Source organism: Lysobacterales bacterium, from assembly GCA_016721845.1.
Lineage (GTDB): Bacteria > Pseudomonadota > Gammaproteobacteria > Xanthomonadales > Ahniellaceae > JADKHK01.
Window position 1 is genome coordinate 731,426 of sequence record JADKHK010000013.1, and the last position, 18,151, is coordinate 749,576.

14 protein-coding genes and 2 pseudogenes are annotated in these 18,151 nt (G+C 64.2%); 6 read left to right on the forward strand and 10 right to left on the reverse strand.

Annotated features, from left to right (window positions below):
• Positions 1-2 precede the first annotated feature (2 nt).
• Positions 3-2,411 (reverse strand): annotated as a pseudogene (locus IPP28_10660) (cyclic nucleotide-binding domain-containing protein).
• A gap of 146 nt (positions 2,412-2,557) precedes the next feature.
• Between IPP28_10660 and IPP28_10665 the strand changes: the two are divergent.
• Both IPP28_10665 and ispG read left to right on the forward strand, forming a co-directional pair.
• Positions 2,558-4,246, forward strand: coding sequence for a hypothetical protein (locus IPP28_10665; protein ID MBL0041481.1), 1,689 nt, complete (start codon positions 2,558-2,560; stop codon positions 4,244-4,246).
• A complete protein-coding gene (gene ispG, locus IPP28_10670; protein ID MBL0041482.1) occupies positions 4,243-5,493 on the forward strand; it encodes a flavodoxin-dependent (E)-4-hydroxy-3-methylbut-2-enyl-diphosphate synthase in 1,251 nt (416 codons plus the stop codon). Before IPP28_10665 ends, ispG begins: the two co-directional genes overlap by 4 nt.
• 7 nt (positions 5,494-5,500) lie before the next feature.
• Here ispG and IPP28_10675 read toward each other — a convergent pair whose 3' ends face one another.
• Positions 5,501-6,370, reverse strand: a complete 870-nt coding sequence (locus IPP28_10675) for a DMT family transporter (protein MBL0041483.1) — start codon at positions 6,368-6,370, stop codon at positions 5,501-5,503.
• 179 nt (positions 6,371-6,549) lie between these two features.
• Between IPP28_10675 and IPP28_10680 the strand changes: the two genes are divergently transcribed.
• The gene (locus IPP28_10680) at positions 6,550-6,942 is read left to right on the forward strand and encodes a nuclear transport factor 2 family protein (GenBank protein ID MBL0041484.1); all 393 of its coding nucleotides are present in this window, start codon (positions 6,550-6,552) and stop codon (positions 6,940-6,942) included.
• A gap of 13 nt (positions 6,943-6,955) precedes the next feature.
• On the opposite strand, the gene IPP28_10685 is transcribed toward IPP28_10680, so the two are convergent.
• The 8 genes and pseudogenes from IPP28_10685 to IPP28_10720 all read right to left on the reverse strand — a co-directional run bounded on the left by IPP28_10685 (position 6,956) and on the right by IPP28_10720 (position 15,276).
• Positions 6,956-8,443, reverse strand: a complete 1,488-nt coding sequence (locus tag IPP28_10685; protein ID MBL0041485.1) for a DUF4139 domain-containing protein — start codon at positions 8,441-8,443, stop codon at positions 6,956-6,958.
• Positions 8,444-8,505: 62 nt separating this feature from the next.
• Positions 8,506-8,719, reverse strand: a pseudogene (locus tag IPP28_10690) (S9 family peptidase).
• A 35-nt stretch (positions 8,720-8,754) separates the two neighbouring features.
• On the reverse strand, positions 8,755-9,606 hold the full coding sequence (locus IPP28_10695; GenBank protein MBL0041486.1) for a 3-hydroxyacyl-CoA dehydrogenase family protein: 852 nt from the start codon (positions 9,604-9,606) through the stop codon (positions 8,755-8,757).
• A gap of 20 nt (positions 9,607-9,626) precedes the next feature.
• Complete coding sequence (locus IPP28_10700; GenBank protein ID MBL0041487.1) at positions 9,627-10,748, reverse strand: acyl-CoA dehydrogenase family protein; 1,122 nt, start codon at positions 10,746-10,748, stop codon at positions 9,627-9,629.
• Between the two features lie 3 nt (positions 10,749-10,751).
• Entirely contained in the window at positions 10,752-11,783 is a 1,032-nt protein-coding gene (locus IPP28_10705) for an HAD-IIIC family phosphatase (protein ID MBL0041488.1), read from the reverse strand.
• A gap of 18 nt (positions 11,784-11,801) precedes the next feature.
• Positions 11,802-12,482, reverse strand: a complete 681-nt coding sequence (locus tag IPP28_10710) for a hypothetical protein (GenBank protein ID MBL0041489.1) — start codon at positions 12,480-12,482, stop codon at positions 11,802-11,804.
• Positions 12,483-12,575: 93 nt separating this feature from the next.
• A complete protein-coding gene (locus IPP28_10715) occupies positions 12,576-13,187 on the reverse strand; it encodes a 4'-phosphopantetheinyl transferase superfamily protein (protein ID MBL0041490.1) in 612 nt (203 codons plus the stop codon).
• Positions 13,188-13,248: 61 nt separating this feature from the next.
• On the reverse strand, positions 13,249-15,276 hold the full coding sequence (locus tag IPP28_10720; protein ID MBL0041491.1) for a S9 family peptidase: 2,028 nt from the start codon (positions 15,274-15,276) through the stop codon (positions 13,249-13,251).
• A gap of 495 nt (positions 15,277-15,771) precedes the next feature.
• On the opposite strand from IPP28_10720, the gene IPP28_10725 reads away from it, so the two are divergent.
• The 3 genes from IPP28_10725 to phaC are packed head-to-tail and all read left to right on the forward strand — an operon-like array spanning position 15,772 to position 18,143.
• Positions 15,772-16,035 carry a hypothetical protein gene (locus IPP28_10725; protein MBL0041492.1) on the forward strand — a complete coding sequence of 88 codons (264 nt, stop codon included), beginning with the start codon at positions 15,772-15,774 and terminating at the stop codon, positions 16,033-16,035.
• Positions 16,036-16,064: 29 nt separating this feature from the next.
• Positions 16,065-17,060, forward strand: a complete 996-nt coding sequence (gene phaE, locus IPP28_10730) for a class III poly(R)-hydroxyalkanoic acid synthase subunit PhaE (protein ID MBL0041493.1) — start codon at positions 16,065-16,067, stop codon at positions 17,058-17,060.
• 15 nt (positions 17,061-17,075) lie between these two features.
• Positions 17,076-18,143 (forward strand): class III poly(R)-hydroxyalkanoic acid synthase subunit PhaC, encoded by a 1,068-nt coding sequence (gene phaC / locus IPP28_10735; protein MBL0041494.1) that lies wholly within the window; start codon positions 17,076-17,078, stop codon positions 18,141-18,143.
• Positions 18,144-18,151 lie beyond the last annotated feature (8 nt).

The window sequence follows — 18,151 nt, forward strand, 5'->3', positions numbered from 1 at the left end:
GCTCACCGCCTCGATTGCGCGTAGGCGATGAATTCATCCGGACCAATGCGCAGCGCAGCGCCGGTCGGGCAGGCGCGGACGCAGGCCGGGCCGCCACCGAGGTCCTTGCACATGTCGCACTTCACGGCTTTTTTTTCGGCGGGAGAGGGAGGCTTGAGCGGATCGTAGGGCGATTCTCCCGGGCCCGGCCCGGCACCGAACAGCAGCCACGACAACAGCCCCGGCTTCTTCGGCGGCTTCGCGGCCATGTGGATCACGCCATAGGGGCAGTTGCGCTCGCAGTTGCCGCAGCCAATGCAGTTGTCGGCGATGAAGACCTCGCCGTTCGGGGCGCGGTGGATCGCGTCCGGCGGACAGTCCTTCATGCAATGCGGATGTTCGCAATGCCGGCACGAGGTCGGCACGTGCACGTTGGCGAAGGTCGGGCCGGCCTCGCGGTCGAGGCGCGACGTGCCCGCGTGCGTCTCCGCGCAGGCCTTCTCGCAGTTGTCGCAACGCACGCACAAGGACTCGTCGATCAGCAGGATGTCGGTGGCTTAGCCTGCCCCTTGCGTCAGCAGGAACGAGACGATGTCGCTGCCGGCACCGATCTGTTGCATCGCGATGTTGGCCGCGGTGCGTGCGGAATATTCGGCCTGCAGGCGCAGGCGCAGCAGCGGGTCGCGCGCCACCGCGCGCTTGAAGGCTTCACCGTCGACGCGAATGGTCTCGGTCGCGATCGCCGCCTTGGCGCTGGCCGACCGCTTGCTTTCGCCGAGCAAGGCCATTTCGCCGACATAACTGCCGGCCGGCACATAGGACAGCACGATTTCCTTGCCGCCGATCTCGCGCGAAATCGTCAGCGAACCCCGTCGCACCAGATGCAGGCAGTCACCGGCTTCGCCCTCCTTGAACAGCAACTCGCCGGCCTTGTACTGGCGAATCTCGGCCGACTCGACCATTTCCCTGAGCTTTTCGATGCCGGATTCGGGCGTGAATCGGCTCTGCAAGGCGCGCGCGATGAAGACCTTGTCGACTTCGCGCTTCACCGCCTCGACCGACTGGATCAGCCGGTTCATCGAGCGTCTCGGGGTCTCGATCAGCAGGCAGTTCGACTGCGCGATGACGGTGGCCGAGCGGCGTCGACCCGAAATCAGGCCCATCTCGCCGAAGAACTCGCCGGCCTTGAGGGCAATGCGCTGCTTGCCGGCGTCGTCGACCAGCACTGCGACCTCGCCGTCGACGATCGAATAGAAGCTGTTGGTGTAATCGTTGCGTTCGAAAAGCTTCTCGCCTGGCCGCGGCGTGCGAATCTCGGAATCGATCAGGAATTCGCGCAGTTGCAGCGGCGTGATCCGGGCCAGCAGCGGCACGCGCTCCTGGATGCGGGCGAGCAGGGCATTCACCGACGTGATGCCGGCGACGTTGCGGAACTTGGCCTTGAGCAAGGGTTCGTCGGCCGGTTCGACATGGCGTCCGAGAATGTACTCGACGACTTCGAAGCCCTGGTTCATCGCTTGCTTGATCAGCGGATAGCCCGCCAGCGCGCCGACGATGTAGAGGCCGGGCACGTTCGATTCGTAGCGTTCCGAGATCGCCGGTACTGCATTCGGGTCCTTGCTCGGAAAGACGACGCCGCAGGCCTCGACGAAGGCGCGCGGCGCTGTCGCACCGAGGCGGGCGATGACGCGGTCGCAGAGGATCTGCGCCTTGCCGTTCTGGGTCGCGACATGCATGCGCAAGCGCTTGCGGCCGACGCGCAGCTCCTCGACCGATTCCGGGCCCGAGTTGTACCAGCACTGGATCGTGCCTTCCTCGATCGCACGCAGGATGAGGCGCAGGTTGCCCTCCTTGGCACGTGCGAATTCATCGCGGCGATTGATGACGATGACCTGATTGTTCTTTGCCAGGGCCAAGGCATTCTCGATCGCGGCGTCGCCGGCACCGACGACGACGATGGTCTCGCCGCTGTAGGCGTCCGGATCGTCGAGCTGGTATTGCACGGTCGGCAGGTCTTCGCCGGGTACCCCGAGCTTGCGCAGGTTGCCCTGCATGCCGATGCCCAGCACCACCTGTTTTGCTTCGAACACGGCGCCGTTTGCGCACTGGATGCGGAACCCCTCGTTGCCACGCGTGATCTTCGTGACCTCGTGGCCGTGACGCACGTCGACCTTCAGGCGGGTGACGCCCTGGTCCCATTCCTGCAGGATCTTCTCGCGGCTGCCGGCCTTGAAGGGCAGCGGCGAACGCAGCGGCAGCACGCCCGGTTCGTCCATCACGTGCTTGGCTTTCTGGTATCTGAAGATCGTGTTCGACAGATGCGGCGCGGCTTCAAGCAGCACATGCGACACGCCGAGTTCGGCGGCATGCGCGGCGGCACTGAGCCCGCCCGGGCCGGATCCGACCACTGCGATGTCGACGCGCTCGCTCATGTCCCGTCCCGTTCGTTGCCCGATCTTAGCCCGCCACGGAAGCGCATCGGAAGCATTCCTGCCACATTCCGTTGCGAATCGGCGTGGCTTTGGGCTGTCAATGCACACCTCGACGCATACAATGTCTCCATCAAGGGAGGCACGCCATGAGCGAATTGCATCAGCGGCTGGCAAATGGATTTCCGGATCGTTCCGCGCCCACTCGGGCGTCGATTCCGAGCGATGCAAGGGGGATCGTGCAGTGGGTCGCGGCATTGCCGTTGGCGAATGCAGTGTCGGCGTCGCGCGTGTTGTTGCAGGGTATCCGCGAGTTGAACGGGCTGCGGCTGGATGCTTCGGTGCGCCTGCATGCACTGGAAACCTTGCGTTCGCCGATGGCGCAACTGGTGGCGCAGGCCGACCGTCAGGTGGTGGGTTCGTCGTTTCCGTTGCCGCAGGCCAAGCAGCAGCTCGGGTTGCAGTCACGCGAATTCCACGAGGCGTTTGCACTCGGCTATCGCATGGTGGTGCATGACCTTTGCTCTCCCGGCGGCAAGCTGCCGTTCCTGAAAGGCGGTACCGCGGCGCTGGCGTCGGCGCGCGCGATCGGCCACTACGGCGAGTCGCTGCTGCGCGGTTACCTGCTGTACCAGGCACCATCGCCGGGCGTGTGGCAGGCCCTGCATGACCTGTACCGCTTCACTGATGCCATCGGCGTGGTCGACAAGGCAGTCGCCGATCCCTTGCTGGGCAAGGCGGTCGTCACGCCGAAGCACTGCTACGTCGATGTCCTGGTGATCGCGATCAGCAATCCCTATCGTCTGGCCCAGAAGGAAATGGCGGATGCCCACGAGGCGATGCGCGCCTGGGCGCTTCATTGCGATCTGAGTACCGCCGGTGGCGCGAACGATTTCGACGTCGCTCAGGATCAGGACCGCGGTCCTGGCTACACCCCGGACGAGCGTCATGCCGCCGGTGCGAAGCGTCTCGCATTCACGGCTGCACGCGCGCAGCAGTTCCTCGAGCGCGAGTTGTCCCTCGCGGGTGTTGCGCCGGGACCGCTCAGCTTCGGACTCAAAGGCGGTCCCAAGGCCGCGCTGGGGCAGGATCTCATTCGTCGTCTGTGCAGTGCATGGCGGCCACAATTCGACCGCAATCACTCGCGTCTGGCGGCCGGACACGAGCTGGAGACCCTGATCGGACTGCATGCCATCCATTTTCATCTGGCCGGGCGACTTGATTTCGAGAATTTCGTGCGCGAGCTGCGTGGTCCCGGGATCAGCCTGAGTGAACGCGACAGGACAGCGTCCTGGGCGCAGGGCAGTGGCGACAATTCGCGCGCATTGCCGACCCGAGCGCGCGTGCTCGACCAGGGCTTGGGCGGCTATCGGCTGCAGTGGGGCGCGGAAAGTGGCGCGAAGGCGCGCATCGGCGAACTGGTCGGTCTGGCTTCGCCGGACGACGATGACGCAGTCGAGCGAGAATGGATGGTCGGGGTGATTCGCTGGTTGCGCTTCACCCTCGACGGCCAGGTCGATGCGGGTGTGGAATTGCTGGCGCGCCAGGCCGAGCCGGCCGCGTTGCGGATTTCCGAGGCCGGCACGAGTTTCAAAACGCCCGTGCGGGCGATCGAACTCGAGCCCTTGCATCCGGGGAACGGCGGCCTGAGCTTTCTCGCACCGAGCATCGGTGAACGCAGTTTTGCACGCATGGAAGTATCGATGCGCCCGGACCGCTATGCCGAAACGCGCGAGCCAAGGGTCAGCGTTATCGCCGATATCGACTTGCTCGAAAACACCGGTGCCTACCTGAGGGTCGCGGCGAAGGCGAAAAACGCCGAAAATAGCGCCGCATGAGCGACCACATTCCGTTTTCCGCGCCGATCTCGCGTCGGCGATCCGTCCCCGTGCGTGTCGGGGGCGCTGTCGTCGGTGGCGACGCGCCCATCGTCGTGCAGTCGATGACCAATACCGACACCGCCGACATCAAGGCGACGACGCAGCAGGTGGCCGAACTCTGGCGGGCCGGCTCGGAACTGGTGCGGGTGACGGTGAACAATGCCGAATCGGCGACGGCGGTGCCGCAGATCCGCGACCGCCTCGCGATGATGGGCATCGAGGTGCCCATCGTCGGCGACTTCCACTACAACGGTCACCAGTTGCTGCTGGACGAGCCGGCCTGCGCCGAGGCGCTGGCGAAGTATCGGATCAATCCCGGCAATGTCGGTTTCGGCCGCAAGAAGGATGCGCAGTTCGGCGCGATCGTCGAGATGGCGATCCGTCACGGCAAGCCGGTGCGCATCGGCGTGAACTGGGGTTCGCTCGATCAGAGCGTGCTGGCGCAGATGATGGACGACAACCACGCCCGCGCCGAACCTTGGGACGCGACCACCGTGATGCGCGAGGCCTTGATCCATTCCGCGATCGAATCGGCGCGCAAGGCCGAGGAGATCGGCCTCGGACGCGAACGCATCGTGTTGAGTTGCAAGGTCAGTGGCGTGCAGGACCTGATCGCGGTCTATCGATCATTGGCCGCGCGCTGCGACTACGCGTTGCACCTCGGCTTGACCGAAGCCGGCATGGGCTCGAAGGGCATCGTCGCTTCGACTGCGGCCCTGTCGGTGCTGTTGCAGCAGGGGATCGGCGACACGATACGCATTTCGTTGACGCCGGAACCCGGCGAATCGCGCACGCGCGAAGTCATCGTCGCGCAGGAATTGCTGCAGACCATGGGCCTGCGCGCTTTCACGCCGCTGGTCACCGCTTGTCCCGGATGTGGTCGCACCACCAGCAGTTTCTTCCAGGAACTGGCCAAGACCGTGCAAGACCATGTGCGCGCGAAAATGCCGGAATGGAAGATCCGCTACGACGGCGTCGAGAACATGACCCTGGCCGTGATGGGCTGCATCGTCAACGGGCCGGGTGAATCGAAGCACGCCAACATCGGTATTTCCCTGCCCGGCACCGGCGAAGCACCCACGGCACCGGTGTTCATCGATGGCGAAAAGCGGTACACCTTGCGCGGCGAACACATCGCCCGGGAATTCGTCGCGATCGTCGAAGACTACGTCGCCGCGACGTACAGCGCGCGCATCGCCGGCTGAGCGATGCTCAGGTCGAGGGCTCGACCGACTTCAGCGGTTCCTTGGTCGCATGGCGGCGCGCGAGCACGGCCTCGCGATGCGCGATGTAGGCGCTGGAGACGAGAATGATCGCCGTCCCGAGCAGGGTCCAGTGATCGACCCGTTCGCCGAACAGCAGCCAGCCCGCCGTCGCGACCACCGGCAATTGCGTGAAACTGATCGGCGTTAGTGCGGACACGTCGCCGAGCTTGAGCGCGCGCGTCCACAGCATGTGCCCGCCGGTGCCAAGCACGCCGGCCGCGATCACCCACAGCCAGACGATGCCCTGCGGCCAGCGCCAGACCAGCAGGGCCGGAACCAGCGACATCGGCACCCAGATCAGGGTGGTGTAGAACACGATGCGGTCGGCGGGTTCCAGTGCCGACAGTTGCTTGATCTGGATCGACACCAGGCCGGTCATGAAGGCAGAAACGACCGCGACCCCCATGCCGACGTTGAAATCGGTGCTGCCGGGTCGGGTGATCACCAGTACGCCGGCGAATCCGAGTGCAACCGCCGTCCAGCGCCGCGCATGCACGCGTTCACCGAGAAACAGTGCCGCCGCGATGACCACGAAGATCGGTGACGAATACGACAGCGCCACGGCTTGCGCCAGCGGCAGGTGACCGATTGCCCAGAAGCCGCACATCATGCCGATGACGCCGATCAGGCAGCGCAGCAGGTAGCGCGGGAAATGTTGGGTGCGCAACAACGATGGCCCATGCCGCAACAACAACGGCGTCGTCGCGATCAGTCCGAAAAAGTTGCGGAAGAACGCGACCTCGAAGGTGTGCAGGGACTGCGAAGCAAGGCGAATCGCGACCGCCATCAAGCCGAACAACACGGCACTGGCCAACATCAGCAAGGCGGCAGACTTGTAGTGTGGACTGGGCAATTGCGGCGACATGAGCCGGCAAGTCTATCGACGCCGGTCGAGACATTCGTCAGGCGAAGGTCATGCCCCGAATTTGCCCGCGCCGCGGTTAGGCTGGGATTCAAGTCGGTGACGAAGGATGGGCGATGGCAAGGATCGTATCGATGCTGGTGCTTCTGCTGCTCGTCGCCTGCGCGCGCGAGCCGGATGAACAGCGCCTGCGCGACACCATCGCCGCAATGGAGACGGCGATCGAATCCGGCAAGCCCGGTGAAGTCGCCGACCATGTTGCCGCGGACTTCACTGCTCAGGGCGGCGGCATGGACGCACGGCAGCTGCGCGCGATGCTGGTCGCACAGACCCTGCGCCACCAGAATATCTCGGTGCTGCTGGGGCCACTCGACGTGAAGCTCTACGGCGATCGCGCGACAGTGAAGATGCGCGTGATCGCCACCGGCGGCCAGTGGTTGCCCGAGACCGGCCGCCAGATCGACCTCGAGTCGCATTGGCGATTCGAGGACGGCGAATGGATCTGTTTCCGCGCCGAATGGCAGTGACCGGTCGCTGGCCCTACCAGGTGTAGCGGACCGAGTAGCGGATCTTCTGTTCGCCATCGGCCGGAATGTTCACGACGAAGTCGACGGTGTTGGCGTCGCGCTTGTCGTGTTTCACGTTCTCGTCGGTGATGGCCCAGGTGCTCCAGCGATACAGGTATTCGCGCACCCGGATCGTCGCGGCCTCCTTCTTGCGGTTGCGCACGCTGATCTCGAAGGTTTCGTCGATGCGTTTCGCCGAGGTGTCGATCTTGTAGTCGACCTGCTTGCGCTCGCCGACCACGTCGAAGGCTTCGCCGAGCTTGATGCGCAGCGTCTCGTTGCGCGGCGTGTGTTTGATCACGTCCTCGCCGATGAATTCGAGGCTGCCGTCCTTGCTGGCCTGGTTCACGCGCACGCGTCCTGCCGGCAACGGAATGCCGAGGCCGTTCGCCTGCTTGTTGTCGAACTCCAGCCAGGCGCCGACCGTGCCGCTGTTGGTCGAACCGTAGCCCTGGTCACTGATCGGCGATCCCCAGAATCCGTACGGCTGCGGCGATGCCGTAAAGACCAGCTCACGCTTGCATGTCATGCCGACGGCGGAGGGGAACAGCTCCAGCTGCTTGGTCGAGTTCTGCGGTAGTTCGGTACGACGGCCGAGTGTGTACAGGTGGTATTCGAACAGTTCCGATTCCTCGAAGCCCGGCGCCGCGGCTTCCGCAACCATTGTGCGCTTGGCCATGCCCAGCGCCATCGGTGCCGGCGCCGCAGGTGCACGATTCACTTCGCCCGCGACCAGCTTGAGTTGCGCGTTCGGATAACTCGCGCCGCTCTGGTTGACCACGGTGACCCAGGCCGCGAGGTCCATGCTGCAGGCGTTCGCATCGCCCTTGAGGATGACGTTGTAGTCGCTCCACCAGGTCATGCCCTGCGTCTGGTACGAGACTTGCGCATCGTGCTTGCCGCCGCGCTTGGCATCGACCAGCCAGACCAGGGTCGGTTTGGTGATCAGGCCGCCGGGCAGGGACGGGAAGGCGATGTTGGCGTAGTGCGACAAGGTCTGCACTTCGCCGTTCGGCTGCATCAGGATCAGGCCATTCGTCGCCGACAGCAGCTTGCCGGTGACTTGCTCGACCTTGTCGCCGCGGATCTGGTCGACGCTGATGGTTTCGCCGATGTAACGGCTCAGCAGTTTCTGCCCGTCGACCAGATCGAACTGGTAGTTCTGTTCGATCACGCGGGTGCCGTCCGGGTCGGTGATCGACGCGAAGCTGACCGTGGTCGGATCGATGCGTGTCGCGACATCGCTGAAGCGCACTTCGCCGCTGCCGTTCGGCAACTCGAGTTCGCGGCGATCTCGCACCAGCGCGTAGCCCGGCAGCTGCAGGCCGTAGTTCACGAGTTGCTCGGACGTGATCGCCCCCGGTGCGGCGGACGAGTACACGGTGAGTGAAAAATCCGGAGACGACGCGTGAGCGGTGGACATGGCGAGGGCGACTCCGGTGGCGATGAGGGTGCGGCGCATGGCAGTTCTCCTGACAATGGATGGAAGCGTAGCCCGGAAACGCAGCCTGCGCCGCGCCGGGGTTACTTCAAACGCTCCCAAAGGAAGACGTAACCGATCGCGTCCATGAATGCGGCCTGCTGGTTGTTCGTGGATCCGCCGTGCCCGCCTTCGATATTTTTGTAGGAGGTCACGTTCTTGCCGAGGTCGAGCAGTTTCGCCGCCATCTTGCGCATGGCCGCGATGAACGCGGTCGTCGCGCGTCGAGGTCGTGAACAGGATCGGCGAGTAGGTCTTGGCTGCATCGATGCTCTGATTCGGCGAGTACATCGTCAGGCGTGCGGATGGAATCCTTGACCACTCTTGCGACCCAGCAGGCAGGCTGTGACCAGCTCTTCCAGTAGTGGGCAGGGACGGTATTTGTCGCCCCAACTTTGCTCCAACAGCTTTAGCGCATCGAGCACGTTGTCGAGACCGATCAGGTCGGCAGTGGCCAGTGGGCCCATCCGATGCCCAAGGCACTCGGTGAACACCCGGTCGATATCCACGGCGCTGGCGGCGCCGGCTTCGAGCAGGCTGGCGGCCTCATTGATCGACAGCATCAACACGCGGTTGGCGACAAATCCAGGCATGTCGGCCACCAGTACTGATTTCAAATCCAGTGCGGCCAGCAACTGCAGCGCCAGGGTCAGCGTCCGCTCCGAGGTCTGTGCGGCGCGTATCAGCTCAACGGTATGCCGGAGCGGCACTGGATTCATGAAGTGAATGCCGACCAGAGATTCGGGCCGCGGCGTCGCTGCTGCGATGCGCGAGATGGCAATGGCCGAGGTATTTGCGGCGATCACGGCGTCGTGACGGCAATGCATGCCGATGGCGCGGTGCACACTGTCCTTGACGGATTCCTGCTCGGTGACGTTTTCGATGACGAAATCGACGCAACTGATGGTGGCCATGTCGACGGAATATTGAATGCGCTGAAGCGCAGCGCGCCAATCGCCACCGACCACGGCGCGCGCGCCGGCCATGTGTCCGAGGCGCAGGCCCTGCGCGATTTCGGCGCGGGCCGATTCCAGCGCCACGCGTGACGTATCGACCAGTGTCACGTGCTGGCCGAAGCGCGCCAGTTCTTCGGCGACGCCGCGTCCGATGACGCCGGCACCGACGACGCCGACTTCAAAATGCATGATCGTCCCCGAATGCTCGCTCACAACAGCCAAGCCTCCCCACTGACCGCCCGCGCACCGAGCACGATCTCCTGGATTTGCGTGCTGCCCTCGATCAGTTCCATGACCCGGGCATCGCGAAAATGCCGCTCGACATCGGCTTCGCCGCCGATACCCCGGGCACCTAGCAATTGCAGTGCGTCCGTGGCGACCGCGCTGGCGCACACCGTCGCCTGGTATTTCGCCAACGAGGTCTCGCTGACCGCGGCTGGATGCTGGTTCTGGCGCAGCCAGCCGGCGCGGGCGCACAGCAGTCGTGCGCTTTGCACCTGGACGACCATGCGCGTCAACAGCCGTTGCACCAGTGCCTGCTCCGCCAGCGGCTTGCCAAACTGCTTGCGCTCGCGGGCATGGGTGATGGCCGCCTCGAGACAGGCACCGGCGGCACCCGTCGAGCCCCAGGCCACGCTGTAGCGACCGTAATCGAGCGCGGTTGCCGCGACCGCTGCGAAGCCAAACCCGACGCCACCGATGCGGGCACTGGCAGGCACATGACAGGCCTCGAAACGCATCGTGCCGAGCATGCTGGCGCGGGCACCGAGCAGGCCCCGGATCGGTTCGACCGTCAGGCCGGCCGTATCGCGTTCAACCAGGAATGCCGTCAATTGCCCGTCCAGGCGAGCGATCAGCAGAATCAGCCCGGCGATCTCGGCAAAGCTGATCCAGGTCTTGACGCCGTGCAGCCGGAACCCTTCGCCATCCGCATGCGCCGTGCATTGCAGCGCGCAGGCATCGCTGCCGGCATCCGGTTCTGAAAGCGCAAAGGCAGCGACTGTTGTGCCGTTCGCGAGTGCCGGCAGCCAACGTTCGCGCTGTGTTGCCGAGCCCCAGCGCCGGATGGCCGCGGCGACCATGCCCTGTACGGTCAGCAGGCTGCGGGTTGATGCGCAGACCGCGCCGACGGTTTCGTGGAGCAGCCCAAGCGACAATGCATCGAGGCCATCGCCGATCAGCAGACCGCGCCCACCGATGCGGTGTGCGAGATCGCTGGAAAGCCGTTGCTCGGCGTCAAAGCGGCGCGCATGTGGACGAATCTCGGCGTCGACGAAGGCGCGAAACTGTTCCCTGATCTGTCGTTGTGCATCGGTCCATTCGGGGTGCACGCGTCAGACCTCGTCGATCAGGGTGAGATAGTCCGGCAGCGTCGGCATGGTTTGCAGATCGTGTGCCAACACCACCTCGGCCATGTTGCGCGAGATCTCGCGAAAGCCGGCAAAGCGGTAGGCGATCCACATCATGCGATTGCGGCCGGTGTCGACAAAATCAGCGCGCAGCGCCACGCTGGCATTCTGCGCAGCGTGCATCAGCCAGGTCAGCAAGAAGCCTCCGATGCCGCGCGACACGACGCGGCAGGACGTCAGCAGCAGCCGCAGATGCCAGACCGCGGCGTTTTGTTCGACCAGCACGAGCCCAATGCAGCCGTAACTGCCGAAGCGGTCTTCCAACGCGGCCAGCATCAACAGGTGATCCGGCCGCTCGCGCGAGGCAGCAAGGTCCGCCAGCGAGTAGCAGCGCCCGGTGCTGTTGAGTTGATGCGTGCGCTCGGTCAATTCGTGCGCACGCAGCAGATCGGACGGCTGCGCACGCCAAAGGCGCAGGCGCAAGTCGAGTCCGGCAAGAAATGCCGTCAGCGGGCCGACGAACTCCGCCTGCTCGGTCCGACGACGTTCCTCATGGCGATACAGCGCCCGCCGCTGGCTGGCTTCTGCGGTGACGGCAAGATCGAACTCCGGCAGTTGCGGCAAGCGGCCGCGCAATGTGGCTTCGAAGCAGCGCACCTGCGGATGGGTGTAGCGCACTTCGTCGCGCTCGAACGCCTGGTCATCGACCAGGGCGACGCTGTCCAGGGAGATGTCGAGCGCCGCCGCGATCGCCGCAACGGCAACCGATTTGGGTTGATCACCAAACTGTGGATACAGGAAGTAGTCGAACAGTCCGAAATCGCGCAGGCGGGCTTCGGCCGGACCGCGCTCGGCTCGACTGGCCAGCGATTGCAGCACGCCACGGCGATCGAGTTCGATCACGCTGGCACGCACATCTTCAGGCAGGGCAACGTCGCCGTCTTCCAGCAGCGTGCCGTCCCAGAGCGTGTCGTCCAGATCCCAGATCACGCACTTCAGCGGCGCTTGTGCAGACACGACCCGGGTGCGCTCGGTCTATTTCCGCTTGTTGGCGACAAACGCCGCGATGTTGTCGATGGTCGTGAAGTTGCCGATATTGAGATCGGCGTCTTCAACCTCGATGCCGAACTCCTTTTCGCAAAAAGCGACCAGTTGCAAGGCGAGTAGGGAGTTCACATAGCCGAGCTCGAAGAAATTCTCATCGTCCCTGACCGAGTGGCCCTTAAAGAAGCGAGCCAGGAATGCCCGCGTACTTGCGCGCACCGGGTCCGATCCGTTCACGGCTGCCGGTTTGGGCGTCTCTTGCGCAGCTATGGGCTGCTCGACGGGCTTCGGCGCTTCGGCAGGCTCGGCAATCTGGCTGTCGTCGCTGGCGACCTCGCTGCCATCGTCGGACGATTCTTCTTCCTCGTCGACAGCTTCGCTGTCGTCTCCGGCATCTTCGCTGCCGTCGGCGAGCTCTTCGGCATCGTCCTCATCGGCGGCGTCACTGTCCTCATCCGTGTCTTCGCTGCCATCGAATTCTGCCGCATCGTCTTCATCGGTGAATTCGCTGTCGTCACCCGCGTCTTCGCCATCTTCGTCCCAGGACTCGTCATCCTGCGCATAGGCTGCCGAGATCAACCCGCCATCAATGTCACCGGGCAGGAGGCCGCTGTTCGCGACAACCAACAGGCCAGTCAGGCTGGTGGCGATTCTGAGGCGACGATTGGCCATGGCGTTACCCCGTAAGGTCGAAAAACGAAGGATGCGACTCGCAAGCCAGCGTATCCTGCGCACGCAAACACCACAATCATCAGACCGACCCGGTCAGATTGACCTGATCCCCGCCGCAACCCAGACCACGGCGCCAGCCACCCGGCTGCGCAAGTCGACATGTAGTGTTTTGCCGTCGATCGTCAGCACCATGTGGCCGTGACTCGCATCCGTCCAGACGGCAACAAGCGAGCGCAATAGGGGATCCGCACCGAGCGCACCACAGCATTTGTAAGCGGCTTCCTTGGCGGCCCAGGTGCGGGTCCAGAGATCAGCATCGGCAGCCTGTTCGCAGGCATGCATTTCGTCGGTCGTCAGTGCGTAGCGCAGTGATGGACGTCGGTCGGCCGCGATCGCGGGCTCGATATCGATGCCGAGAGCCCGCCACTGCGGCGCATGGCCAGCAATCGCTACAGCGAGGCCGGCGCCATGACTGATCGAGCCGCAAAAACCGCTAGGCCATTGCGGCAACAGGCCGTTGCGCCCAACGGTCAGCGACTGTGCCTGCAGTTCCTGCAGGCTGGCACGCGCCGCCAGTCGTCCGGCCAGATATTCGCGACGTCGGCCGGGGAGCAGATCGTCGCGGAAGGCAACAATGTCGGCGGACGCAGCACGCGCCTCCAGGTCATCCGCGGCAAGCGGCTCAACGGCAAGCGCCACATCCACCCACGGTTGCCACGGCACGCTCCCGGCCACAGGTCGAGGCACGACCGTGTCGCGTGTCCGCCTACTTCAGTTTTTCCCAAAGAAAGACGTAGCCGATCGTGTCCATGAAGGCGGCCTGCTGGTTGTTCGTCGATCCGCCGTGGCCACCTTCGACGTTCTCGTAGTAGGTCACGTTCTTGCCGAGATCGATCAGCTTCGCCGCCATCTTGCGCGCATGGCCCGGATGCACGCGGTCGTCGCGGGTCGACGTGGTGAACAGGATCGGCGGGTAGATCTTGGTCGCATCGATGTTCTGGTAAGGCGAATACTTCGAGATGTAGGCCCATTCCTCGGTCACGTCCGGGTTGCCGTATTCGCCCATCCAGCTCGCGCCGGCCAGCAACTTGTTGTAGCGCTTCATGTCGAGCAGCGGCACTTCGCACAGCACCGCACCCCACAGGTCCGGGCGCTGCGTGTACATCACGCCCATCAACAATCCGCCATTGCTGCCGCCCTGGATGCCGAGGTGTTTGGTCGAGGTGATCTTGCGTGCGATCAGGTCTTCGCCGATGGCAATGAAGTCGTCGTAAGCGCGCTGGCGGTTCGCTTTCAAGGCCGCCTGATGCCACTTCGGACCGAACTCGCCGCCGCCGCGGATGTTCGCGAGCACGAAGGCGCCGCCGCGTTCCAGCCAGCCGGCGCCGGCGCCGGCGTAGTAGCCCGGCGTTTGCGAGACCTCGAAGCCGCCGTAGCCATAGAGCAGGGTCGGAATCGTGCCGTCGCGAGCGCGATCCTTTCGCAGCACGACGAAGTAGGGCACCTGGGTGCCGTCCTTCGAAGTCGCCTCGTGCTGTTCGACGACCAGCCCGTCCGACTTGAAGTATGCAGCCTGGCGCTTCAGCGGCGTGATCTCGCGCTTGCCGACAGTCCCCATCAGCAGCGAGGTCGGCGTGAGGAAATCAGTGACCGTCATGAAGAAGTCGTCACTCATGTCCGGGTTTTCCGCGAACAGGCTGACATCGGCATTGAGCGGGAAGTTCAGGTACTTGTTCGACCAGGTCTTGCCGTCGAGCAGCATGACCTGCGGGCGGCTCTTGACGTTGTCGAGGATGTTCAGCAGCACGGCGTTGCGAGTGGTCGCATACCCCGACAGCGAACGCTTCGCAGTCGGCACGAACAGCGCGGTGTAGGCGTCCTTGCCGGCGAACAGGTCGTCGACGCGAATGGCCACCAGGCTGCCGGCCGAGAGCGTGTGCTTGCCCGGCTGCCAGTCGCTGCGCAAGGTGATCAGTGCGTACTCTCGGAAGAAGCCGATTTCGGCGTCATCCGGCTTCGGGACCTTTACCAGTTTGCCGTCGCGGACCAGATGGGTCTCGTTCTGGAAGAAGGCCGGCACGCGCACCACACCGTCGTAGCGTGTGCCCTGCGCGAAATCGCTGAAGCCGAAGGTATAGACGTCGGTGGCCTTCGCCTCGAAGACCTGTTTCGCGTCCTTCCAGGGCGTGCCGCGCTTCCATTCATGCACGGTGCGCGGGTAACCGGATTCAGTCAGCGACCCGGCGCCGAAATCGGTGCCGATGTAGAGCGTGTCGCGATCCTTCCAGCCCACTGCCGACTTCGCTTCGGGCAACACGAAGCCGTCTTTGACGAAAGACTTGCTCTTGAGGTCGAATTCGCGCACTTCCACCGCATCGCCGCCGCCGCGCGACAGCGATACCAGGCAGCGATCCTGGTCCGGCTCGATGCAGTCGGCACCCTTCCAGACCCAGTTCGCGTTCTCGGCCTTGTTGAGTGCGTCGATGTCGAGCACGGTTTCCCACTTTGGCTGGGCCTTGCGGTATTCATCGAGCGAGGTGCTGCGCCAGATGCCGCGCACGTGCTGCTCGTCCTTCCAGAAGTTGTAGAAGCGCGTGCCCAGCTTGTTGATGTAGGGGATCCGATCGGTGGCGTTGTTGATAGCGAGCAGACGGTCGTAGAGCGGCTTGAACGAGGGATCGGCTTCCAGCGCCTTCTGGCTCTCGGCGTTGCGGACTTTGATCCACTCCAGCGCCTTGGCGCCTTCCACGTCCTCCAGCCACAGGTAGGGATCTTCGTCGGCAGCGTTGGCCATGGCGGCACCGGTCAACAGGGTCAGGGTCAGGATCGATTTCGTCAGGTTCATGGTTTCCTCCGGAGCGCCTGTTGTAGCAGCCCGATGCGGACCGAGGTAGCCGGTTCGTCCGCTTCGGCGAACGGCTTACACTGCGGAACGCATTCCGGAGCTCCGCATGCCCGCACGACGATTCAGCACCGCAATCACGTCCGCCCAGGCCAGCCTGTTTGGCGACGGGCGTTTTGGTGGCGGGGGCGACACGCATTGCCGAGGTCGCGGCAGGGCTGCAATCGGCACATCGGATGCAAGGCAAACCGATCCTGAAGTCGCGCTATCACGCCACGCTGAACTTCCTCGGCGACAACGACGCCGGGGCCGGGGGGGGGCCGGGGGCGGGGGGGGCGGGGGGGGGAGGGCGGGGGGGGGCCGGGGGGGGGGGGGGGGGGGGGGGGGGGCCTCCGGGGGGGGGGGGGGGGGGCCCGGCGGGGGGGGGGGGCGGTGTCGGCGGGGGCGATGAAGGCCTTGTGGTTGACCTTGCGCCGTGAGCTGGTGGTCGAGGGCTTCGGCAAGGAACTGGATCATTCCTTCGTGCCGCACGTGACCTGGATCTACAGCCGCGATGGCTACCCCGAACAGCCCATCGACCCGATCGTCTGGACCGTCCACGAATTCGTGCTGGTGCACAGCATCGTCCGCAACCCGGACTACCGGATTCTGGGGCGGTGGGGGTTGGCGCGAGATCGATCTGATGTTGCGCTGCAACATGCGCAGGGCTAGCATCGCGTTTCCATTCGGGAGGACAGGTCATGGCGAAAGCCGGTTCGGGTGTGTTCAAGGACTGGGAAGCGTTGCACCAGCAGTGGTGGAATGCGGTCTCGGAAGGCGCGGGCAAGTTCGTGCAGGGTGATTGGCGCGATGGCACCAAGGCTTTCGGTGATCTGTTCGGCGGCAAGCTCGGCGACGGCACCGATGCCGCGACCGAACGCTTCGTCAGCGGCACCAAGCAGTATCTGGACTGGGTCGAGAAGTTCTCCGGCCAGCTCGCGCATGGCGCTCAGTTCCCGAAGGACGCGAGCGGCTGGGTGAAGCTGTTCCAGGGTGCGCTCGGTCCGATGGGCGAGATGAAGAATCCGCTCCATGACCTGTTCGCGACGATGACCGGCGACGGTGCGCGCGGCTTCGAACAGTTCTTCAGCGGCTGGCCGAATCCGGCCGACTGGGCGAAGGGCGAGGTGCAGGGCCTGCTCGGCCTGCCGGCCTTCGGCTACAACCGCGAAACACAGGAACGCCAGCAGAAGTTGACCGCCGCGTGGCTGCGCTATCAGGACGCGATGGGCGCCTACAACCGCCTGATGCTCGAAGCCAGCAAGGGCGCGCTCGGCAAGTTCGAGTCCCTGCTCGCAGCGCGAGAAGAACAGGGCCGCAAGCTGGAAACCCTGCGCGAGGTGTACGACCTGTGGGTCGACGCGGCGGAGGAGGGCTATGCCGAGGTGTCGCTCAGTCCCGAATTCCGAACCGCCTACGGCAACCTGGTCAACCAGCAGATGACCGTACGCAAGCTCGTGCAGACCGAAGTCGAACGCTTCACCGGCCAGTTCGGCATGCCGACCCGTACCGAAGTCGATTCGACCGCACGCCGCATGCAGGAACTGCGGCGCGAGATGCGCGCGTTGCAGGAACGCCTGGACGCGCTCGAAGCCGCTACGTCCGCGCCCAAGGCTGCGAAGCCGACCGTCGTGAAGTCCAAGTCCACTCCGAGCAAGGCACCGGCGAAGAAAGCTGCTGCCCGCCGTTCGCGCTGATCAGGGAGCTGAAGCATCATGGGTCCGATCCAACTCGAACCGAACAAGGTCGCCGCCGAGCTCTCACGCTTTGGAGAAAAGCTCGCCAAAGGCATGAATGTATTGAAAAATGTTCCGGACGTGCATTACGGCGCCAGTGACAAGGAGGCGATCTACAAGGAAGACAAGCTCGTCGTCTATCGCTTCAAGAGCGCGCACAAGGTCACCCACAAGACGCCGCTGCTGATCGCCTACGCGCTGGTCAACCGCCCGTACATGGTCGACCTGCAGGACGACCGCTCGATCGTGAAGAGCCTGCTCGCCGCCGGCCATGACGTGTATCTGATTGACTGGGGCTACCCGGACCCGTCCGATCGCTACGTCACGCTCGACGACTACATCAATGGCTACCTGCGTCGCTCGGTCAAGGCGGTGTCGAAGCATACGGGCGTCGACAAGATCAACCTGCTCGGCATCTGCCAGGGCGGTGCCTTCAGCCTGTGCTACGCCAACCTGTATCCGGAGACCCTGCAGAACCTGATCACGATGGTCACGCCGGTCGATTTCCAGACCCCGGACAACATGCTCAGCCACTGGACCCAGGGCATGGACGTGGACCTGTTCATCGACACCCTCGGCAACGTGCCGGCGGATCTGATGAACTGGTGCTACCTGACCCTGAAGCCCTATCGATTGCTGCAGCAGAAGTATGTCGGCATGACCGACATCCTCGACAACCCGGGCGAGATGGAAAACTTCCTGCGCATGGAGAAGTGGATCTTCGACTCGCCCGACCAGGCCGGCGAAGCCTTCCGCCAGTTCATCAAGGACTTCTACCAAGGCAACAAGCTGCTCAAAGGCGGCTTGAAGATCGGCGAGAAAGCCATTGATCTGAAAGCGATCAAGCTGCCTATCCTGAACATCTTCGCCGAACAGGACCACCTGGTGCCGCCGAACGCCTCACGCGCACTCAAAGGCGCCACGAGCACCAAGGACTACACCGAACTGTCGTTCAAGGGTGGCCACATCGGCATCTACGTGTCCGGTCGCGCGCAGCGCGAAGTGCCGCCGGCCATCGACCAGTGGTTGCGCAAGCGCGGGTAATCCAGGGC

Excerpts from the sequence above, each read along its gene's own strand:
- IPP28_10720 (MBL0041491.1), bottom strand. The coding sequence starts at position 15,276 with ATGGCCAACGCTGCCGACGAAGATCCCTACCTGTGGCTGGAGGACGTG.
- IPP28_10685 (MBL0041485.1), bottom strand. The coding sequence starts at position 8,443 with ATGCGCCGCACCCTCATCGCCACCGGAGTCGCCCTCGCCATGTCCACC.
- IPP28_10710 (MBL0041489.1), bottom strand. The coding sequence starts at position 12,482 with ATGGCCAATCGTCGCCTCAGAATCGCCACCAGCCTGACTGGCCTGTTG.
- IPP28_10725 (MBL0041492.1), top strand. The coding sequence starts at position 15,772 with ATGAAGGCCTTGTGGTTGACCTTGCGCCGTGAGCTGGTGGTCGAGGGC.
- IPP28_10695 (MBL0041486.1), bottom strand. The coding sequence starts at position 9,606 with ATGCATTTTGAAGTCGGCGTCGTCGGTGCCGGCGTCATCGGACGCGGC.
- IPP28_10665 (MBL0041481.1), top strand. The coding sequence starts at position 2,558 with ATGAGCGAATTGCATCAGCGGCTGGCAAATGGATTTCCGGATCGTTCC.
- ispG (MBL0041482.1), top strand. The coding sequence starts at position 4,243 with ATGAGCGACCACATTCCGTTTTCCGCGCCGATCTCGCGTCGGCGATCC.
- phaE (MBL0041493.1), top strand. The coding sequence starts at position 16,065 with ATGGCGAAAGCCGGTTCGGGTGTGTTCAAGGACTGGGAAGCGTTGCAC.
- IPP28_10675 (MBL0041483.1), bottom strand. The coding sequence starts at position 6,370 with ATGTTGGCCAGTGCCGTGTTGTTCGGCTTGATGGCGGTCGCGATTCGC.
- IPP28_10680 (MBL0041484.1), top strand. The coding sequence starts at position 6,550 with ATGCTGGTGCTTCTGCTGCTCGTCGCCTGCGCGCGCGAGCCGGATGAA.